This window comes from Lysinibacillus sp. RC79 (genome assembly GCF_041262405.1).
Taxonomy (GTDB): domain Bacteria; phylum Bacillota; class Bacilli; order Bacillales_A; family Planococcaceae; genus Lysinibacillus.
This window is the reverse complement of sequence record NZ_JBGCCD010000033.1, coordinates 40,480-60,916: the sequence shown is the minus strand read 5'-3', so window position 1 is coordinate 60,916 and position 20,437 is coordinate 40,480. Positions and strand designations below refer to the sequence as shown.

Genomic DNA, 20,437 nt, shown 5'->3' with positions numbered 1-20,437 from the left:
TTGGAGGTCGACAATAGTCTAGTGATGATGGCAAAGAGGTCACACCCGTTCCCATACCGAACACGGAAGTTAAGCTCTTTAGCGCCGATGGTAGTAGGGGGCTTCCCCCTGTGAGAGTAGGACGTCGCTAGGCACCTGAAAAAGTCGAGGATTTATTCCTCGGCTTTTTTTCTGTGAAAATAAATAATCTCTTGGCCTATGGAAAATAAAAGTTATATTGTTACTTTTGATGCAATGAGAGATAGTGAAGTATTGTTTAAGGAAGTGTTAGAAGATGAATTGCTGCAAGCCCCAGTGGCACCGACAAACATGGTATAAGGATATAGAGCATACAATAGCATGTGATTTTACAAAGGGTGTGTTGTAACAGAAAACACCACATTGTAGGGGGCACCATATAAAGTTGAAAATAATTACTCTTAATAATGCAAATAAGCAGTTTCTCAAAATATGTTCAAAAGTAAGCAAAGATTGATTTGCATCTTTTCTCAGAAGTTTTCACCCTTAATAAACATAATCATTAAGATAAAAGGATATCCGATAAAAGGATGTCCTTTTTTGCTTTTTGAAAGTGGAATAATTTTGTATAAAGAGTTGAAAAATGGTTCATCACCAAAAGTTGTGGATGACATCTGTTAAAATGTATACCATTTATCTTCATTCAGTAGATATCCAAACAACTACTGAAATAGAGGAACTCAGTCTAAGAATGCCACGTCCTAGGGCAATTTATCTGTGCGAAAACGAAGCGGCTCATCGGCTCATCGGACGCCCCCAGGAAAGCGCGCAGTCGAAATGGAAATCAATCAACCACACGTTATGGTGATAAGCTTGAAAAACGGTTCTTGATGATTCGACTGTTGCAAGTAATACAGAGGTGGTACCATCACTAACCCTAGGGTCATGTCATACACAAAATCCAAATAGGGCTAATAGTTTTCAACAATACTCGTTGAAAATCATTCAAATCAAGTGTGAATTATAAAAACTCATTAATTTCAAATTCACTATTATCAAATTATGCAAGAAAAGCAACAAAAGTTGATTTTTATTATTTTGTAAAATGCTATATAATCGGTCATTGCAATAGATGAAAAGTAAAAAAATACTTAAAAGAGGGAAATTATGTTTAAAGAAGTTCAGTTAGAGGTATAGGTTAAGTGTAAAAAGTAAATAATCTTGTATTTGTGGTAATAGTAGTGATGTTTCTAAGTATTTCTTTTGCATCTAATGCTAAATCGCAAGCTTATCAAAGTAAGAGGGAATTAACTTTTTTTGAAAGTGTATAAACTCTGATTTGGAAGGGAGATCAGAGTTTAAGGACCTGAGAAAAGGTTCTATACTATTTTCATTTTGGTTAATTTGAAAATTTCGATGATAGAAGTATTGAAAGGAGATAATTAAATGAAAAAAGCTTTTTTACTAGTAGTTTCCACTCTTTTAGTGTTTTCTCAATTATCATTGGGTAGTCTATCTGTTTATGCGATAAATAATGACGAGAATGATATTGTATTGCCAAGTGAACATGAAAATGAGAGCGACGCACCAAACAAAGAAGATGAAACCGTAACTTCAGATAATGAAGACGAAGCTATATTGCCAAATGATAGTGATGATAACATTACTTCTCCAAGCAATAATGATGAGGAGGACATAGGGCCGTCAAACAATGAGGATAGTACCATTCTCGAGAAGAATGATGAGGATGGCTATATAACAAGTGATGTAGGCAATGGTGTTGCCATTATAGGATATCAAGGTGATAAATCAGATATCGTAATTCCTAGTGAAATCAATGGTAAAACAGTTATTGAAATTTGGCATGCAGCATTTAGTCAAAAACAACTCACTAGTGTAACAATTCCGTCAAGCGTTACGACGATAGAAGGACATGCATTTTCAAAAAATCAATTAACAAGTATAGAAATTCCATCAAGCGTGACAACAATAGGAGACCTTGCGTTTGCAAATAATCAATTAACAAGTATAAAAATTCCATCAAGCGTGACAACAATAGGAGACCTTGCATTTTCAAAAAATCAATTAACAAGTATAGAAATTCCGTCAAGCGTTACAACGATAGGATTTTCTGTATTTTCACATAATCAATTAACGAGTATAGAAATTCCATCAGGCGTTACAACGATAGGATGGTCTGCATTTGCTGATAATAAATTGACAAGTATAGAAATCCCATCAAGTGTTACGACGATAGAAGGGCATGCATTTTTAAAAAATCAATTAACAAGTTTAGAACTACCTACAAGCGTGACAACGATAGGAAAAAATGCATTTGCTTATAATCAATTAGATTTTGTAACCTTTCATGGAGCTCATGAATTCCAATGGGCTAACCCAACTCCTTTTAACTTCCAATATAAGAGTGAGAAATCTTTTTTTGGATGGTTTGAAGATAAAGATTATACGATAAATTGGAGTAATTCTGTATCCAAACCAATGACTATTTACGCTAAGTGGAAATGGAGTCCCTTTACTGTCATGTTTGATGCCGATGGTGGAAGCGAAATTCCATCCCAAACAGTAGAATATGGTGAATTAGTGAAAGAACCATCCTCTCCAGTGAAAGCAGGAGACACATTTGCCGGCTGGCATAAAGATAAAGAATTGACAGTGCCATGGGATTTTGCAAAAGATGTAGTGACAAAAAATGTTACGTTATATGCGAAATGGACAAAGGATAACACATCAGGTGGAGGATCTGGAGGAGGTTCACCAAGCTATAAAGTCACTTTTGACTCTAGTGGAGGAAGTGAAGTGCCGTCCCAAACGGTTGGCTATAACGACCTCGTGAAAGCTCCATCTACTCCAGTGAAAGATGGCTATCAATTTGTTGGCTGGTATAAGGATGCAGAGCTTATAAAGGCATGGGACTTTGCGAAAGATAAAGTAACAGCAGACATAACATTGTATGCGAAATGGAAGAAGGATAATGTGTCAGAAGGTAACCATATTGTTACTTTTGATTCAAATGGAGGCAGTAAAGTTCCTTCGCAAACAGTGGTGTATAAGGCTTTGGTGAAAGCCCCTTCTAATCCAAAGAAGGAAGGCTACACATTTATCGGCTGGTATAAAAATAAAGAATTCACAAAAGCATGGGATTTTGCAAAAGATGTAGTTACAGAAGACATAACGTTATATGCTCGGTGGATGCAGGAGAGTAATGGTTGTGACATTACTTTCAAGGATATTGATCATAACTGGGCAAAAGAAATGATCGAAGAAATTGCGAATCGATGCATTATTAAAGGCTATCCAGATGGCACTTTCCGACCAAATGATATGATTCAACGTCAACACGTGGTGCTTATGATTGACCGTGCATTACAATTAACACCAATTCGAGAAGCTAAATCATTTACGGATGTACCTAAAAGCCATCCGTATTATGAACAAATCACACGACTACAACGAGCAGGTATCGTGGATGGTTCAAACGGAGCATTTCGACCAAACGCTTATATAACACGTGCCCAAATGGCGAAAATGATGGTACTTGCATTTGGCTTAACGCCAGGAGGCAATAGCACGTTCAAAGATGTCGATCCATCACATTGGGCGAGTGGATATATTGCTGCTCTAGCGGATCATAACATTACGCTAGGCGATGAAAACGGCAATTTTAGACCGAATGAAAACTTAACACGCGCACAATTTACAGCGTTTATGTATCGAGCACTTGGTTTATAAAACGTGAAAAAGAGGGATGTATCGTATATTCGATACATCTCACTTTTGATTTTTTGATAAATGAAAAGAAAAATAGGTTCTACATTAATTATTAGCGAATAAACTGAGGAGTCGCAGGAACAATTGGGTCAGCTATTGGGAGTCTTTCTATCATAAATTTGTAACTATCTTCATATAGTATTAGTAAGCCTATGAAAGGAGTCGTTATCATGCGCATGCCGGCACTACCTAAAAAGAAGTCTCCTCCAAGGGAAGCACCAAGGTCATGGTGGAAAGTTGTGAAAGCGTACTTATCCAGAGGGAGGTTTTACCGTATACCGCCTCGGAATTGATAAATGAGCATTCAATGTTCGATGCAAAAAAGTCGCCTTAATAGCGACTTTTTTATCTTCTTTCAGCAGATGCTTTTTGTAACGTAAGTGGAACGTCAGTTACAAATGATTTTTGTAGCGAAAGCAAAGCGGCAGCTACAATTACACCAAGGTAAAATTGATTATTACATCTGTTCATTTTCTAATAGAAATGTATCTTTTGTTGGGCCGATTAAATAAAGCTCATGCATGGCTCGAGTGAGCGCCACATAAAGTAGCTTGCGATCAACCTTCGTATCGTAGAAAGGTGTATCGAAGGCAGCTACTATAACTGCATCAAATTCAAGACCCTTTGCTAAATGACTCGGAACAACGAGCAATAATTCCTGATTGATGGACTCATTTTCAGTTAGGAGCTGAGAAGCAATTTTTTTGTCTTTTAATGCTTGCTGCATTGTAATCGCCTCTGCAGTCGTTTTACAAATTAAAGCAACGGAATGATGTCCATTGGCTCGAATGGCTTCAAAAATTTCTTTTATTTGCATAGAATCAAATGATTGAGCCTGTATATAGGTAGGTACATTGCCATGACGAACTACTGGCTCTACTAATGGAAGCTGTTCATCCATTTGTGCTAAAATCTTGTTCGCAACTTCCATAATCTCAATTGTTGTTCGATAGCTTTTTTGAAGTGTTCTAAAGCTTGCTCTAGGAAATAGATTTTGGACAGGTTCCCAGGCAGTAAGAGAACGATAGCTGTGAATTCCTTGTGCTAAATCACCAACCATCGTAAACATATCTGTTTCAAGCCCTGTTTTTAAAGCAGCAAGCTGAAATAAACTATAGTCCTGTACTTCATCGATAAAAACAACTCTCATTTTCCATTCATCTGGAATGCCCTTTATACGAGCTTGTAAATAATAAAGTGCAGCTAAATCTTCAAGCACCCATTGTTCTTTAGCGTGTGCCTGTAAAAATTGCTGTTGCTCAATGTAATGCCATTCCGGTGCAAGCTCTGTTAAAAGCTCAGCATTAGTTAGAAGAGTACGATAGAGAGTCTTGATGTTATGTTTAGAAAAGCGGCGCATATAAACTGTTGCAGTTGATTTTGCCTCTTTTTCAATGGCAGGAATGCGTTCATCACGCTCATCAATAAACTTCGTGACAACACGACGTCGTTTGTCATCATCACGAAATCCATCAAGTGCTCTGCCAAGTGCTTCATCATATTTTTTATGAAGCGTATTTAAAATAGCCTGTTTCTTTTGACGCGCATGGCTTGCTAGCACTTTTTTAATATGTGCTAGTCGTTTTTCAATCGGCATATAAGAAAATTCATATAAAAATAGCTTCTTTAAATGGGAGGCGCGCATAATGCAATATTTTTCAATGAAAACATCCTCGAATTGGTTGGCGATTTCCTGCTCGATTTTTTTAACGTATCGTTCTATTACATCACGGTAATAAAGAGAGCCCTTCATTTCAGATATCCAAGAAGCTGCCTGTTGGGGTTCTCCTGCAACAAGCGATTCTAACTGCTCATTTGGGTTTTGTAGTTTCAGTTTTAGCTTAGTCGCAGCTAGAACGTAATCGGTAAAGGTTGTTTGACAAATTTTATCGACACCAAGCTCTGGTAAAACATCACCAATATAATCGATAAATAACTTATTCGGTGCTAAAATCATGAGCTGCTCAGGGTTAAAATGCTCGCCCATTGTGTAGAGGAAGTAAGATATTCGGTGTAGGGCAATGGTTGTTTTTCCACTACCAGCAGCACCCTGTACGATAATAGGCTGACGAAGATGTGCTCGTATAATTTCGTTTTGCTCCTTTTGAATGGTGGAGACGATTTCTGTCAAACGCACATCTGCTTTGCCAGCCAATGCTTCTTGCAGTAATTCATCATTGGTTGTTAAATCAATATCCCGTATATCAAGCAATTCACCATCTTTGATTTTATATTGTCGCTTGGCAAATAGGTGTCCCTTATGGATTTCTCCACGAACATCATATTCCATATCCCCAAGGCGGCCATCATAATAAACGTTCGCTACCGGTGAACGCCAATCGACGATAATAGGCTCATGAGTTTCTCGATGAAACAAAGAAGTTTTTCCGATATAAAGAAACTCTTCAGGATCTCCTGTCTTTTGAAAATGAATTCGGGCAAAGTATGGCTTTTTTTGAATGGCCTCTAAGCCTTCCTTTTGGTTTCGGGCCATTTCAAAGAAACGAGCATTTGCTAAGATATTAATATAGCCCAAACTTGAATCTAAATAATCAAGATCAGCCATCGACTTACGAATATTTTCCTGAGCAGATTGCAAACCTCTTTGTGATTCATTTAAAATTTGCTGCATGTAATTTTTAGTGGAAGCTAGCCGTTCCACTTCAGCCTGAAAATCTGGATGTTGTGCAGTCATTTTTAGCACCTCCTAAGTACTTGCATTTTCAAGTAGATTATCATACTACTATATATAATATTTACCATCAAGTGAAATTGTATTAGGCTTATTAAGGGAGAAGGAAAATCGAAATTTAATGGCCCGCCTGCTAACGAGTGGAGAGGTGGGCGAAACAGGAGGTTATCAGATTTGGATATTTTTGCCCATAGAGGCGTTTCGGTACATTACCCAGAAAATACTATGGCTGCTTTTGTGGCCGCATCAAAACTACCGATTACAGGGATTGAACTAGATGTTCATTTAACAGCGGATAGGGAGTTAGTCGTTATTCATGATGAAACGATCGATCGCACTTCTAACGGCTCTGGCTTCGTAAAGGATTATACGCTACAAGAGCTTCGTGCATATGATTTTGGTTCATGGCTTTCTTCTGAATTTGAGGGTGAAATCATTCCAACTCTAGGAGACATTTTAGAGTTGTTCGCAGGCACAAATCATCGCATTAATATTGAGCTCAAAACAGATATATTTCCATATGACGGGATAGAAGCGCTTGTTATTAGGGAAGTAGCTGCATATCAAATGACAGAGAGAGTAATTATTTCCTCCTTTAATCATGAATCTATTCAGATCGTCGCACAAAGGGCACCGTATATCGAAAAAGCGGCGCTGTTTGCGGAAATTTTAGTTGATTTTAATGGCTATACAGCTCAAATCCCGGCAGATGCTATACATGTCAGCTTATCTACAGCGTTTCGAAGATCGATACAAGAAGCTCTAAATGAAGGAGCGATTGTACGTGTGTATACAGTTAATGATGTCGCGCACGCAAAACAATTACAGCAGCTCGGTGTACAGGCAATATTTACAGATGACCCGGAAAAGATAGTGTCTGCATTTATAGGATAGAATGGCTGGAGCGGGGGATAGGGACAGAGTGGCGGAAAGAAGAGCCAAGGTGATGGAAAGAATCGTCGAAGCGACGGATAGAGAAGCCAAAATCGTAGATAGACCCGTCAAAGCGACGGAAAGAAGAGCCGAAGCGACAGATAGAAAGGCCAGAGCGACAGATAGAAAGGCCAAAGCGACGGAAAGAAGGGCAAAGGTGACGGATAGAAATCAAAGCGACGGAAAGAAGAGCCGAAGCGACAGATAGAAAGGCCAGAGCGACGGAAAGAAGAGCCAAGGAGACGGATAGAAAGGCAGAGCGACAGAAAGAATCGACAAAGCGATGGATAGAGAAGCCGAAGTCGTGGATAGAACCGTCAAAATCGTGGATATAACAGCCAAAATCGTGGATAGAACCGCCAAAGTGACGGATAGCCCCGCCAAAATCTTGGATAGCCCCTGCCAAAGCGGCAGATAGCTCCATCAAATCCACGGATACCCGTTATGCACGGACTTTTTCGGATTTAACGCGCTGAGGATGAGAGAATCAGTGCGTTAAATCCAAGTATGAGAAGAATATAGCAATATAATTTTCTGTTCCTACCACTTGACGCGATTTTCTTCGATGCTGCCTAGCATTTGCTTGATTACAAGTGTTTCGCCATTGTCTAGTAATACGGAGCCGTCGTAATAGCCAAACATTTGATGTACTTCAGATTTTATGAGACCAGCTTTTGTGACGGATACACGCTCGAAGAATGGGGAGAATGTTAATGAAACTTGGTTAGTAAATTTAGTTTTAATTTTCCAACGTTGCATTAAATCCTCTTGATTATAATTGAACAGTACATCCTCATGTATTTTTGTCATTTTTCCTTCAACGAAAACAGCATTTTCGGTCATTCCAGTTCCGTCTGTCCATTTACCACCTAAATTGAGTCCGATTCGTCTACCTCGAACTCGTTGTGAGGCCATGCCCCAATTCCATGTGGATGTGCGCGGCCAAACGCCACGACTGTATTCTAGTACAGAGAAGTTTTCCTCAGGAGAAAATGCGAAACGGCGATTACCAATTGTCACAAATCCAGAAGTAGGAAGTATATGATGCTTACCTGTAAATTGGAATGTTTTACGGTTCCAAGGGATGACTACATTCAATGATTCATCTGTAGGCGGATGCTGAATAACAAACTTTGCACGTAAAACATCTCCATCGAAGTCTGGGATTGAAACTGATAGATGTGTTTCATTTTGTACATATGTCATATCAATCATCATGTCGCTATTTTTGAAGGATACTGAATCTAGCACCTGTGTAGGCATTTTTAATTTTCCGCCTAATGGAATTGTAATTGTTTTTTCAAAGTAGCGCTGTGTTTCATATTCAAGGAAATAGACGAAGCAGACCGCTGCGTAGTCTAGATGGCTAATAGTAGCTGAGAAGATGATTTCATCGCCGTAGACACACCAATAATTCCATTTCTTTTTGCGCATGATATGGCCACTCAAATTGCTGTTTATGAGAGGTTTACGAGCAAATCCGATGGCAGCTGGATTTAAATTACCTTTTTTATCGCATAAAAGAGTAGGTTGTATAATTTCTTTCTCAGCATGCTGCTTCAATTTCAACATCCCTTCTGATTCATAAAGTAAAAATCTATAATTCCTTACCCTTATTGTAGCAAAAACAATCTTAAAATTGGCAAAGTTAGTACCAATTAAGACCACATTCGACATTTTTATGAATAAGGACCTAACTAATAGAAATACCTCTTTATACATATGTTGAACATAAGGAGGAGGAGTGTGGCAAAAATGTATAACAGACAGGCCGCTGTACAGTATGCGAACTTGTGGTGGAACAGACGTAATCCAGCATTTCCGAATTTTACTGTTGATTGTACGAACTATATATCTCAATGTTTACTTGCCGGAGGAGCACCAATGCGAGGTGCTCCAAACAGAGGGAAGGGTTGGTGGGTTCAACATGGAAATTGGAGCTTTAGCTGGTCTGTTGCACATTCCCTTAGATGGTATTTGGAAGGCTCTACAACTGGGTTGAAGGGTAGGCGTGTGCAATCTGCCGAGGAGCTAGATCTTGGAGATATCATTTTTTTAGATTTTCAAGGGGATGGAAGGATTGATCATTCCGTAATCGTGACAAGTATTCAAAATGGTATTCCATATGTTAACGCACACACTTCAGATAGTAATAATCGACCGTATTTTTATGAAGATTCAACGGCCTATACGCCAAGCATGACTTATTATTTCATTCATATAGAAGATAGTTTCGCTTAAGGTGATAGTAGTGTTAAAGCTCATCATTTTATGATAATGTGAAGGATAGAAGATATCAATTTCGCCTTGGCGTAATTGCGTCCGGATTTTGAATTGTGCCTGCACAATTCATTCCTTTCAAAATCCGTGACATCCGCCGGAGGCTTTATCTTCATTCAGTAGGTGTTTGGACACCCAAAAAAAGGAACTATATCTGAATTTATCTCACCACCTTCAGAGGAGGGAGTCTTCTGTAACTGTCGCTTCGCTTTCGTTACAAAAACATTTTGCTGAATGAAGATAAATCTTAATTATTGTATTGTTATAGAAGGAGATAAGAGTATATGAGTGAACAATTTTTGTCTGTTAGGGATGCGATCATTGAGCGTCGTTCTATTAAAAAATTTAATGGCCAGCCGGTAGATCGTGAGGATTTAATGGCCATTATTGACGATGCAGTATGGGCACCGAATCATGGGAATCGAGAGCCTTGGCGTTTAGTCGCTGCATGTGGTAAGGAGTTAGCTGCTCTTCATAATTTATTGCGTGATCTAGCGATACCGAAATGGCAGGAGCTTTCAAGTGAAGACTTAGCGAAGCAAATGACGAAATTCACTTTACCGGGTGGCTATGCTTTTGTCATCGTTCCAGAGGATGCTCGACAAAAAGAGCGCTTAGAAGATTTCGGAGCGGCAAGTATTTTTATTCAAAATATTCAATTGCTAGCTTGGGATAAAGGAATCGGCTCATGCTGGAAAACACCTGGCTTCCTAGATAATCCGAAATTCCGTGAAGCCTTAAAGGTTCAGCCGGGTGAGCGCGTAATCGCGATGCTACAAGTTGGCTATTTTGATGAAGTACCAAAAGGGAAAGAACGCAAAAAATCAGCAGATATCGTTTCGATTTTTGGAGAATAGCAAAAACAAGATCCCCTCGTTAAAATGACGAGGGGATCTGTTTAACTTCTTTCAGCAAAAGTCTCCCACCTCTATAGGAGCGGTGAGATGAATGCGGGCTTAATTTACTTTTCAGCGGGTGTACAAACATCCGCTGAAATAAGTTAATGCCTCCGGCGGATGTCACGGAAATCGGAAAGGAGTTCATAAAGGATGTTAGCCTAAAATCATCGCATCCATGCGATAACGGCTAACTGACCTGCATCTTGCAGGCCTAAGCACAAAGCCGATTCCGGACGCAATTATGCCGAGGCATAATTGATATTACTTTTGTAATTCAGCTACTTCAAATAAATAATCGCTTAAAACACGTAATCCTTTATCGAAGTTTTCTAAATGGAAGTGTTCATTTGGTGCATGGAAGTTTTCACTTGATAAGCCGAAGCCCATTAGCACTACTGGCAATTCTAAAATTTCATCAAAAGCAGCCACGATAGGGATTGATCCTCCTCCACGTGTGTAAGCAGTTGGCACGTTATATACTTTTTCGTATGAGCGACCAGCAGCTTGGATAAGTGGATGATCAAATGGTGTTAAGAATGGACGACCTTTATCGAATTCAGAGATTGTAACCTCAACGCCAGTTGGTTTATGTTTTTCAATATGTGCTTTTAATAGTGCCACAATTTCATCAGGCTCTTGATTTGGCACAAGACGGCATGTGATTTTTGCGCCAGCCTCAGCAGGAAGCACTGTTTTAATGCCTTCGCCAGAGAAGCCACCAAACACACCATTGACTTCTAATGTTGGGCGTGCCCAAGTACGTTCTAAATAGGAATAACCAGCTTCACCGAATAATTCCTTCACGCCAACTTCTTCCTTCACGGATTCTTCATCAAAACCAAGCGCACGATAAGCTTCGCGTTCCTCTTCAGATAATGGTAAAACTTTATCGTAGAAGCCCTCCACTTGAATTGTGCCATGCTCATCACGGAAGGATGCTAAAATGTCAGCTAATGCATGAATAGCGTTTTGGACACCGCCACCGTAAAGACCAGAGTGAAGGTCACCTTTTGCACCACGAACATCAATTTGAACCCCGGTTAAGCCACGTAATCCATAGCATACAGCAGGCTTACCAGGACCATATAAACCTGTATCAGAAATCAAAATTAAGTCTGCAGCTAGTTTCTCTTTATGTTCTTCAACATAGGCAGGAAGGTTAGGACTACCAATCTCTTCTTCACCTTCATAGATGAATTTCACGTTCACTGGTAAAGTGCCAGTTGTCGCAAATAATGCTTCAATCATTTTCAAGTGCATAAACACTTGTCCTTTATCGTCACTAGCACCGCGAGCAAACAATTTGTTGTCACGAATCGTAGGGTTGAATGGCTCTGTTTCCCATAAATTTAATGGGTCAACAGGCTGTACATCATAATGACCATAAAATAGAATAGTTGGTTTATCCTCTGCGTGTAACCAATCAGCATAAACAACAGGGTGACCTGCAGTTTGCGTAATAGAAATGTTCTCAAGATTTAGCTTTTTAAAAGCGTTCGCTAGCCACTCTGCGGCATTTTGTATATCTCCCTTATGCTCAGATAAAGAACTAATACTTGGAATACGTAAAAATTCATTTAATTCATGTAAGTGTGCTTCGCGATGTTCTGTGAAATACGCATCTAACTGCTGTACATTTGTCATCTAGCATCCCTCTTTTCAAATATTTCGATAATAGAAATAGTATAGCATAATGTGGTTGGGGAATCTTGTTATAGCAATAGTTTCAGACGTTTTTATTATTGATTAGCCCCACAGAATATCGAAACAGAGAGATGTACCTTTTCCAATCACAGACCATTTCTTGCTGGATGCTTGTCACATGCTTTCATCACTGTTCTTTTCTATTTATAAAAAAGCAATGTCCTCCAAATGCATTCAAGGACATTGCCAAAATCGATCGTACAACCGATGAATTATTTATTGAAGCGTACAAGGCGCTCAATCGGAAGACGTGAAGAGCCATAAGCTGGTCCAGCTGCCTCGCCAATCGCTAGTAATAAAATAGGCACTTCGTTCGATGGTAACTCCATATATTCAGCAAATTTTGATTTGTCGAAGCCACCCATTGCGACTGTATCATAGCCCATTTCCTTAGCTAACAGCATAATTTGCATTGAAATTAAACCTGCATCAAAGTGAACGATATTTAGTAGCGCCTCTTTTGGAAGCGCACCATACATTGCTAGTGAGTCCTGTGCAAGCTTACTTGCAATTTCTTCAGGCATATAGCCTAGCTCAACATTTTCTGCATAAATTTCCTCTGCATTTAGATACATTTTTGTATCTCCAATGACAGCGATAATGGCAGATGCTGTTTCGATTTGTTCTTGATTAAATGAAAAAATATTAATGTTTTTTTGGATTTCTTTATCATCGATGACGATAAAGCGCCATGGCTGCATATTACTTGAAGATGGGGATGAAGTTGCATTTTGTAACAGTTGCATAATCGTTTCACGAGAAATTGTTGCGTTAGCATTGTATTTACGAACCGATTTACGCTCGTGCATAATTTGTTTTACTGGTGTAGTTGTTGTCATATTATTTCCCTCTTTTACTATATATTAATTAAATCGCTTTAATTGTTACGTTGATATTGCCCATTGTCGCTTTTGAATATGGACAAACGGTATGTGTAAACTCTAATAATTGTTGTGCTTCTTCAATTGATAAGCCTTCAATATGTCCTTCAATGTCAACAGCAAGCACGTAGTCAAATGCAGCTTGCTCCATTAGTTTAACCGTCGCTTTAATTGTTGATGCCCCTTGAATTTTCTTTTGACGTTTAATTAAATCTAGTGCGCTGTTAAAGCAAGCGCTATAACCTGCTGCAAATAGTTGTTCTGGGTTTGTAACATCCTCTAATTTCGAGCCAGGTGGTGCAATATTTAATGATAACGATTGATCCTCTGAATACGATTTACCATTACGGCCACCGTCATTAATCATTGTTGTTGTATATAATTCTTTCATTAGATAAAACTCCTATTCTGTGGCGCCAATCAATTAGATTGTACACAATTTAATTTTACAAAATCGATTGTACACAATTTAATTGTGTTTGACAAGTGGAAACTTTATTTTTAATATTAAAAGTATCAAAAGTACTTAAAGAGGGGATTCCTATGCCGAATCATTTAGATAATCAACTTTGCTTTTTATTGTATGCGACTTCAAAGGAAATCATTCGACAATATACGATGCTATTAAAGCCATACGATTTAACTTATACAGGCTATATCGCCATACTAGCCCTAGAGGACGATGAGCAAATTACGGTGAAGGAATTGGGGCAACGTTTATTTTTAGATTCTGGTACATTAACACCAGTACTAAAAAAGTTAGAGGTAACAGGCTACGTCCGTCGTGAGCGTTCCAAGGAAGACGAGCGACAAATGAAAATCTATTTAACAAAAGCAGGAATTGAAGTACGCCAAAAGCTACCTGAAGTGTCACGTCAAGTAATGAAGCAAACGAACATTTCAGAGCAGCAGTATATGCAGCTAAAAAACGTCCTTCAAGATATTTTACAAAGCGACTTGCCAATGAAGGATGAAAAGCTAGGAAAATAAACTGATTTATGAGTCTCTCCCTGAACTAATGGATCAATGCACACAGGATTCAGCCACAAAATAATCAAATTGTATTATTTGGTATCGCCAACTATCAAGTTGGCGATTTTCTATAATAAAAACAGGTGTTATTGTGCATCCAAATGAGGGGATCGCCAAACTAGGAATATACTAGATATATATATATTGTAAAAAAATACTGAAACTTTTCATGATTAAACCTCGTATATATAATTAAATGTCTTATTTATACATTAATGGGGGTTGTTATTGTGGAGAAGTTCAGTAGTCCAGAAGAAGTCATAGATATTTGGTTAAGCGAAGGATACGAAAAAGTTTATAATGCTACATCAAAAGACTTTCAGAAGATGGTCACTTTAGAACAATTCATTGAGCTAAGCACATTTTTTAATAATGGTGTTCAAAATTATCAATTAGAAACAAAGACGATATTACAAAATTTAACACAATATGTATGGTTAGACGATAAACGCGAGAAAGCGGTTGTAGTTTCCTTTGATCAATTTAATCAAATACATGGTTTTTATTTAAAGCCTTTTACTGCTTATCCAAAAACGGACCAACAATATACAAAAAATAAATACATAATGCCAATTAGAGATGAGTGGTTTGTTTTTTGGGGTGGTACGAATGAATTTGTAAATTATCATTATGTATATGAAAATCAGCGATATGCCTACGATTTAGTAAAAGTTCAGGATGGACAATCTTATCAAAATAGCCAAATTCAAAATGAAGATTTTTATGCTTTTGATGAAGATCTTATAGCACCAGCAGATGGTAAAGTTGTAAAAGTTGTAGATGGAATAAAAGATAATGTGCCTGGGGAAATGGATGAACATAATCCAGCAGGAAACTATGTCGTGATTGAACATGCTAATAATGAATTTAGTATGATCGCACATTTTAAAATGAACTCGATTTTAGTAAAATCAGGCGACATCGTAACAGAAGGGCAACTTATTGGAAAATGCGGAAACTCTGGTAATTCATCAGAAGCTCATATTCATTTTCAGGTAATGGATTCCCCTGAGATTGTACATGGAAAGTCCATTCGTATTCTGTTTAAAGATGGTAAAGATCCACTACAAGGGGATACGATATCTTAAACATAGGTGGTGAGATGAATGCAGGATTAAGTTACTTTTCAATAAGATAATTCGAAGTTTTTGATTTTTATATATTCGCACAGGTATTCTATTCAAGAGGTGATAGAATGGTGAAGCAAAAAAAAATAATAGCTATATCAGGTAGCATTCGAGAAGGTTCTTCCAATACGAATATATTAAAGGCTTTAGCCGCTTTTATTCCTGAAGGTATTGATTATTCTATTTATAACGGAATAAAAGACCTTCCGCATTTCAACCCAGATATAGATGGAACGGAACCACCAGCTGTTGTGGAGGATTTTAGAAAAACGTTAGCTGAATCACATGCACTTATAATCTGTACGCCAGAATATGCAAAAAGTGTTCCAGGAGTTTTGAAAAATGCTTTAGAGTGGCTTGTCTCATCTGCTGAACTTTATAAAAAACCAGTAGCTGTTATAACAGCTTCTCCAGCAATTACTGGGGGAGACAAAGCGCATGAATCTTTACTACTTACGCTGGGAATGCTTGATACTAACATTGTTGAAGATGGATCATTGCTAGTCCCATCTGTCGGAACTAAATTTAACGATAATGCTACAGTGAAAGACGAGAGCACCAAGCAATCACTTATTGACCTTATTAATAGTTTAGTGTATGAGATTAATAAATAATATAAACAAAAGCGCGGAAATGCACTATAAAACTAGAAAACAATTCTCTTTATGATAATAATGTGGTGTAGCTCTACCACTGTTTCTAAAAATGAGCTATCTCGAAAATTAAATTTTTTGCCGCAGTATAGGCGAGCCTTACTCCTAGCATGGTAAGGCTTTTTTTGCGGAAAATAGAAAATGCTACTGAAGCTTAGTCGGAGCAAATGGATCGGTAGTGTGCAGCACATTTTAAAAGCCTGTAAACAATTGGTTAGAATAACGTGATACTCGTATACAAATAAATAGTAGACCAAATTTAGATAACTGTTTGAAATGATGATTGGTTAACGCGTTAAAAAAGATCACCCTAAAATAGGTGATCTTGAATACTCCGTTTTCAAAGTTTGTTACTATTTACCAAGTGAAAGGGATTAGTTTTTTAGTTTTCTGTTTATATAATGTAAATTGTTCTCCGTACTTGTTTTGTAAGTAATCATCAGATTTTGGAATATAGCCAAAAACAAATACTAAGAATAAACCTAGAGGGATAAGCAAACTATAAATATTGTTAGAGATTAGCGCTAAGCCTAGTACCCAAAGGCAATCTCCAAGATAATTAATATGAATCGCATATTTAAATAAACCGCCTGTATATAGTTTACCTTTGTTTTCAGGATTGTCCTTAAACGGTTTTCTAAGTAACTCTGAAACTGTGTTCAACATACTGCCCCCTAAAAACAATATCCAGCCTACAATAAGTACTGTTAAGTTTGGATCCTGATTACTAGTAATCATTAAAATGGGGAAACCTAAATAATAAATCCCGAAAGCTAGACTATTCATGATGGCTTCTTGCCATGCAATGCCCCTAGGCAACCATATAAACATCATAGCTGTTAATCGTAAAGCTGTAATAATTAAAGCAATAAAAAGCCCTAGTGAAATACTTGATTTGTCATATGTAATAAAAAGTAAATAATAGGCAATGATTAAATAGATAATCTCAGCAACTAAAATCAAGATTTTTTCTTTTATCGTTGACTTGTTAATACCATACATTTAAGACGCTCCTTCATTTTTTTTAATGGGGAAGTATACCTCTGTAATATGATCTTCCTCTGCTGTGCTATAGGGGTCCGTTTGATAAACTTCAAACGGAGCACCGTTCAGTTTATAGTTATTTTCAGCAATCCAAACATGCAGCTTTGTATGAATAGAAGGTAGTTCATTGTAAGAACCAATAAGCGTAGCCATTGCGCAAAGACCAGGATTAAACACTTTTGTTTTATTTGTGGCCATTGCAAGAGGAATGGCAATTTCCACATCATAATTTTCAGGTTCATATTCTGAGCTATGGAAAATAGCAAGTGGCTTGGCGATGGGTGATAAATTTTCAAACAAAATTTTACTAAACAACTCATTAAAGTGTAGTAGAAAATCAGCGGCATTTATTTGTTTTCGTTGAGATACTATATGATAGGTTAAGTGATCAACAAGTTTAATCTCAATCTGATCTAAATAACCCATAATATTTTCTTCTTCTTCTAATAGTTGAATATCATGCTTTAACTTTTTGGACAACGAAGAATAAAATGTAATCTGTTGTGTCAGATTTTCCTGTTTGGCTTTCATTTTAGAGTTAAGAAGTTCGGTATTCTCCCAATTAGCTAAAATAACCTTGATTTCTTCCAACGAAAATAAATAGCTTTTTAAGCGTGCAATCAATAAAGCTGTTTCTAATTGAGAAACATTATAATAGCGATAGTTGTTTTTAGCGTCTATGAATGCAGGTTTTAAAAGTCCAATTTCATCATAGTAGCGAAGAGTCTTCAATGTAAGATGTGATATTTTTGAAAACTCACCAATTGTAAGCATAACAATCACCTCCTGTTTTAAATATAATGCTTCCTGTAAGGGGAGGGTCAATCAATGTGGCTAAATTTTTTTATGGTCTATAAAATATTGGCTAAATTGGGGGAATAGATTGTGAGACTGTATAGGAAGAAATTTAATGAATTTGATTTAAATCTCAAGTTGGGTATACATTCCACAGGTGTTAATCAAACTGCAGTTTTTATACGGGGAAATAAATAATTTTTTATAATTTCTTGAAATATAAAAATTGTTTATTTTGCTTGATAAAAAGAAAAAAGTTGATCCAGAAAGTCTGTAAAAAGGACTTCTTGGATCAACTTCAAGGCTATGGCTATCCTTATACGCACATTTCATCATCTCCACTAATGACCTCTTCTTTTAATTGAGGATGATTTTTAAGAAATTCCATTAAGCGTGCTGCTGAACCATTAGGTGTATTTTGACCGTTTTCCCAAGATTCAACTGTTCGAACTGATACGCCCATTAAGCCAGCAAACAATTTTTGCGTTAATTGTAATTGAGTACGTAACTCTTTAATAGTTTGTGAATTATATTCTGGTAACTCTCTCACAATTATCTCACGCGATCTTGTTTTACCGGGCTTACCATCTATAAAATCTTGTGCTTGTTGAACACTTTTCATCATATCCTCAAAAAATTGGTTATTCATATGTGTTTACCCCCTTAAGAAAATGGATAGTTTTAGCCGTAGCGGCGCAGTAGTTTAAAAAATCCTTTATTTCTAATTAATTCTTAATCATTAAGTATATAAATTCCAATAAAAAGCTGAATGAGAAATATCATTCAGCTTTTAGTATGCTTATTCGCGAATCACCAATAGAACACCACTAAAGATTAATACAGTTCCAACCCAAAAGGCTACGCCGATTTGTTCGCCTAGTAATAGCCATCCTAGGAAGGTGCCGACGATTGGTTGAAAGAAGAAAAATAAACCACCACTTGCGGCATTGAGCATCTGTAATCCACGATTCCACAGTAAGAAGCCACACGCTGTAGAGATAACGCCTAAGTAGAGTAGGCCGCCCCAGATTGATGGTTCTACCATAGCATGGAAGTCTAGATTTTTTAATCGTGGAACGGCTAAGGGTGTTAAGACAATGATAGCGACAAGTGTTCCGTAGCTAGTGACAACGATTTGTGAATACTGCTCCGGTACCCGTTTAATAAGGACAGACATCAGTGACCAGGTTAGGGCAGCGATTAGTAGAGCAACCCCACCTAATTGATGTGAGGAATCGATATGTGCACTACCTACGATCATATAGACTCCAAATGTCGCTAGAATAATAGAAATAATTTTTTTGAAAGTGATTTTTTCTTTTAAAATGAACCTCGCAAAAACAACCATAAATGCCGGTGTGGTTGCTGTAATGATGGCTCCCATTTGAGCAGTAGACAGCATAGTACCTATCTCTTGGGCAACGATAGAAATCGTATTTCCAATTAGCCCAATCATAAAAATTAACAGCCAGTCCCGTTTATCAATTCGCCAGGATTGTTTTGTAATAATGCCAATGATGAACAAAGCGATTATTGCAATCATATAGCGCAGCCATACTAATTCTAAAGGTGGTACGGTATCGACAACTACCTTTACTACTACATACATGCCGCCCCAAATGCTAGCAGCAAGTGATAAATATAAGGAACCTAATAAGGTTTTTTTCATTTTTTCCCCTCCGTTATCTCTAGACAATTCCTGTCCTTAACGGAGATATGAAGATTCTCCGTTAAGGGAGAATAACTTCAGGTACATCATGTTCAAATAATGGTGAGAAGATCATAATACCCAGCCCCTTTTATAGTATTTCATTCATCATATAACATTTTTTTGAATTTGAGAGAAAAAAATGATCTGAGCTCGGTAAATTACCGAATTCAGACTATGTAATTGATTATTGAGCTGTATAGCCACCATCAACAAGAAGGGTAGTACCATTGACAAAGCTTGCATCATCGCTTGCTAAAAATAGCACAGCTTTTGCTATTTCCTCTGGTTTACCAAGTCTGCCTTGTGGATGAAGTGAAGCTAAATATTCTTTCTGTTGAGCATCTACTTCAGAGAGCAGGGGAGTGTCGATGTATCCCGGACATACGGCATTAACACGAATGCCTTCTTTTGCATAAGCAGTACATAAGTTTTGTGTTAATAGTTTTACGCCACCTTTTGCAGAGGAGTAGGCTGTTGGAGCTGGTAAGGAAACAAAACTATGAATGGAACCAGCATTAACGATGACACCGCCTGTACCTTGTTTAAGAAATTGTTCAATGGCATATTTATCAGAAAGAAATACACCTGATAAATTAATATCAATCGTTCTTTTCCATTTTTCGTAGGATAATTCATGTGCTGGAGCATCATCAGCTACGCCAGCATTTGCATACATAATATTTAGCTTCCCGTATTTATTGACCGTTTCATTAATCATGTTTTGGATTTCTTCTTCTTTTGTTACATCTGTTTTGATGAAAAGAGTATCATATCCATTACTATTCAATTCTTCTGAGATGCTTTGTCCACGATCCGAAAAATCAGCAATAACTACTTTTGCTCCTTCTTCAACAAATAGACGAACAGTTGCCTCACCAATGCCACTTGCGCCACCTGTTACGATTGCTACTTTATCTTTTAATTTCATTTTTTATCCCG

Annotated in this window: 18 protein-coding genes and 1 rRNA gene; 8 read left to right on the top strand and 11 right to left on the bottom strand. The window is 37.5% G+C overall.

Translation table 11 applies throughout. The features are described from left to right. Positions 1 to 17 precede the first annotated feature (17 nt). Positions 18 to 133, top strand: a 5S ribosomal RNA gene (gene rrf / locus ABH968_RS22715). A gap of 1,271 nt (positions 134 to 1,404) precedes the next feature. Next, the gene (locus ABH968_RS22710; RefSeq protein ID WP_370047697.1) at positions 1,405 to 3,708 is read left to right on the top strand and encodes an InlB B-repeat-containing protein; all 2,304 of its coding nucleotides are present in this window, start codon (positions 1,405 to 1,407) and stop codon (positions 3,706 to 3,708) included. 496 nt (positions 3,709 to 4,204) lie between these two features. Here the strand turns inward: ABH968_RS22710 and helD are convergent, their stop codons facing one another. Then, on the bottom strand, positions 4,205 to 6,442 hold the full coding sequence (gene helD / locus ABH968_RS22705) for an RNA polymerase recycling motor HelD (RefSeq protein ID WP_370047695.1): 2,238 nt from the start codon (positions 6,440 to 6,442) through the stop codon (positions 4,205 to 4,207). Between the two features lie 171 nt (positions 6,443 to 6,613). Here helD and ABH968_RS22700 point away from each other — a divergent pair, with 171 nt between their 5' ends. Further along, positions 6,614 to 7,333 carry a glycerophosphodiester phosphodiesterase gene (locus tag ABH968_RS22700; protein ID WP_370047693.1) on the top strand — a complete coding sequence of 240 codons (720 nt, stop codon included), beginning with the start codon at positions 6,614 to 6,616 and terminating at the stop codon, positions 7,331 to 7,333. On the opposite strand, the gene ABH968_RS22695 is transcribed toward ABH968_RS22700, so the two are convergent. Next, the gene (locus ABH968_RS22695) at positions 7,323 to 7,778 is read right to left on the bottom strand and encodes a four helix bundle protein (protein WP_370047691.1); all 456 of its coding nucleotides are present in this window, start codon (positions 7,776 to 7,778) and stop codon (positions 7,323 to 7,325) included. The genes ABH968_RS22700 and ABH968_RS22695 overlap by 11 nt on opposite strands. 134 nt (positions 7,779 to 7,912) lie before the next feature. Beyond that, a complete protein-coding gene (locus ABH968_RS22690; RefSeq protein ID WP_370047690.1) occupies positions 7,913 to 8,935 on the bottom strand; it encodes a DUF2804 domain-containing protein in 1,023 nt (340 codons plus the stop codon). Positions 8,936 to 9,118: 183 nt separating this feature from the next. Here ABH968_RS22690 and ABH968_RS22685 point away from each other — a divergent pair, with 183 nt between their 5' ends. Next, positions 9,119 to 9,613, top strand: a complete 495-nt coding sequence (locus ABH968_RS22685) for an amidase domain-containing protein (RefSeq protein WP_370047688.1) — start codon at positions 9,119 to 9,121, stop codon at positions 9,611 to 9,613. Positions 9,614 to 9,936: 323 nt separating this feature from the next. After that, positions 9,937 to 10,509 (top strand): nitroreductase family protein, encoded by a 573-nt coding sequence (locus tag ABH968_RS22680; protein WP_370047687.1) that lies wholly within the window; start codon positions 9,937 to 9,939, stop codon positions 10,507 to 10,509. A 303-nt stretch (positions 10,510 to 10,812) separates the two neighbouring features. On the opposite strand, the gene ABH968_RS22675 is transcribed toward ABH968_RS22680, so the two are convergent. The 3 genes from ABH968_RS22675 to ABH968_RS22665 all read right to left on the bottom strand — a co-directional run bounded on the left by ABH968_RS22675 (position 10,813) and on the right by ABH968_RS22665 (position 13,527). Next, complete coding sequence (locus ABH968_RS22675; protein ID WP_370047685.1) at positions 10,813 to 12,195, bottom strand: dipeptidase; 1,383 nt, start codon at positions 12,193 to 12,195, stop codon at positions 10,813 to 10,815. Between the two features lie 272 nt (positions 12,196 to 12,467). Beyond that, entirely contained in the window at positions 12,468 to 13,094 is a 627-nt protein-coding gene (locus tag ABH968_RS22670; protein WP_370047683.1) for a nitroreductase family protein, read from the bottom strand. 28 nt (positions 13,095 to 13,122) lie between these two features. Then, the gene (locus tag ABH968_RS22665; RefSeq protein ID WP_370047682.1) at positions 13,123 to 13,527 is read right to left on the bottom strand and encodes an Ohr family peroxiredoxin; all 405 of its coding nucleotides are present in this window, start codon (positions 13,525 to 13,527) and stop codon (positions 13,123 to 13,125) included. Between the two features lie 152 nt (positions 13,528 to 13,679). On the opposite strand from ABH968_RS22665, the gene ABH968_RS22660 reads away from it, so the two are divergent. From ABH968_RS22660 to ABH968_RS22650, 3 genes are all read left to right on the top strand, one after another. After that, on the top strand, positions 13,680 to 14,126 hold the full coding sequence (locus ABH968_RS22660) for a MarR family winged helix-turn-helix transcriptional regulator (protein ID WP_370047680.1): 447 nt from the start codon (positions 13,680 to 13,682) through the stop codon (positions 14,124 to 14,126). Positions 14,127 to 14,398: 272 nt separating this feature from the next. Next, positions 14,399 to 15,256, top strand: a complete 858-nt coding sequence (locus tag ABH968_RS22655) for a M23 family metallopeptidase (protein WP_370047678.1) — start codon at positions 14,399 to 14,401, stop codon at positions 15,254 to 15,256. Between the two features lie 107 nt (positions 15,257 to 15,363). Further along, positions 15,364 to 15,909: an NADPH-dependent FMN reductase gene (locus ABH968_RS22650; RefSeq protein ID WP_370047676.1), complete on the top strand. Its 546-nt coding sequence runs from the start codon at positions 15,364 to 15,366 to the stop codon at positions 15,907 to 15,909. Between the two features lie 396 nt (positions 15,910 to 16,305). Here ABH968_RS22650 and ABH968_RS22645 read toward each other — a convergent pair whose 3' ends face one another. From ABH968_RS22645 to ABH968_RS22625, 5 genes are all read right to left on the bottom strand, one after another. Then, entirely contained in the window at positions 16,306 to 16,950 is a 645-nt protein-coding gene (locus ABH968_RS22645) for a methyltransferase family protein (protein ID WP_370047674.1), read from the bottom strand. Beyond that, positions 16,951 to 17,766: a MerR family transcriptional regulator gene (locus tag ABH968_RS22640; protein WP_370047672.1), complete on the bottom strand. Its 816-nt coding sequence runs from the start codon at positions 17,764 to 17,766 to the stop codon at positions 16,951 to 16,953. 337 nt (positions 17,767 to 18,103) lie between these two features. Then, entirely contained in the window at positions 18,104 to 18,436 is a 333-nt protein-coding gene (locus tag ABH968_RS22635; RefSeq protein WP_370047671.1) for a helix-turn-helix domain-containing protein, read from the bottom strand. Between the two features lie 150 nt (positions 18,437 to 18,586). Further along, a complete protein-coding gene (locus ABH968_RS22630) occupies positions 18,587 to 19,456 on the bottom strand; it encodes a DMT family transporter (RefSeq protein WP_370047669.1) in 870 nt (289 codons plus the stop codon). A gap of 226 nt (positions 19,457 to 19,682) precedes the next feature. Then, positions 19,683 to 20,426: an SDR family NAD(P)-dependent oxidoreductase gene (locus ABH968_RS22625; RefSeq protein WP_370047667.1), complete on the bottom strand. Its 744-nt coding sequence runs from the start codon at positions 20,424 to 20,426 to the stop codon at positions 19,683 to 19,685. Positions 20,427 to 20,437 lie beyond the last annotated feature (11 nt).

Coding starts and splice junctions, on each gene's coding strand:
- ABH968_RS22710 (WP_370047697.1), top strand. CDS start 1,405: ATGAAAAAAGCTTTTTTACTAGTAGTTTCCACTCTTTTAGTGTTTTCT.
- helD (WP_370047695.1), bottom strand. CDS start 6,442: ATGACTGCACAACATCCAGATTTTCAGGCTGAAGTGGAACGGCTAGCT.
- ABH968_RS22680 (WP_370047687.1), top strand. CDS start 9,937: ATGAGTGAACAATTTTTGTCTGTTAGGGATGCGATCATTGAGCGTCGT.
- ABH968_RS22675 (WP_370047685.1), bottom strand. CDS start 12,195: ATGACAAATGTACAGCAGTTAGATGCGTATTTCACAGAACATCGCGAA.
- ABH968_RS22670 (WP_370047683.1), bottom strand. CDS start 13,094: ATGACAACAACTACACCAGTAAAACAAATTATGCACGAGCGTAAATCG.
- ABH968_RS22665 (WP_370047682.1), bottom strand. CDS start 13,527: ATGAAAGAATTATATACAACAACAATGATTAATGACGGTGGCCGTAAT.
- ABH968_RS22660 (WP_370047680.1), top strand. CDS start 13,680: ATGCCGAATCATTTAGATAATCAACTTTGCTTTTTATTGTATGCGACT.
- ABH968_RS22650 (WP_370047676.1), top strand. CDS start 15,364: ATGGTGAAGCAAAAAAAAATAATAGCTATATCAGGTAGCATTCGAGAA.
- ABH968_RS22645 (WP_370047674.1), bottom strand. CDS start 16,950: ATGTATGGTATTAACAAGTCAACGATAAAAGAAAAAATCTTGATTTTA.
- ABH968_RS22640 (WP_370047672.1), bottom strand. CDS start 17,766: ATGCTTACAATTGGTGAGTTTTCAAAAATATCACATCTTACATTGAAG.
- ABH968_RS22635 (WP_370047671.1), bottom strand. CDS start 18,436: ATGAATAACCAATTTTTTGAGGATATGATGAAAAGTGTTCAACAAGCA.
- ABH968_RS22630 (WP_370047669.1), bottom strand. CDS start 19,456: ATGAAAAAAACCTTATTAGGTTCCTTATATTTATCACTTGCTGCTAGC.
- ABH968_RS22625 (WP_370047667.1), bottom strand. CDS start 20,426: ATGAAATTAAAAGATAAAGTAGCAATCGTAACAGGTGGCGCAAGTGGC.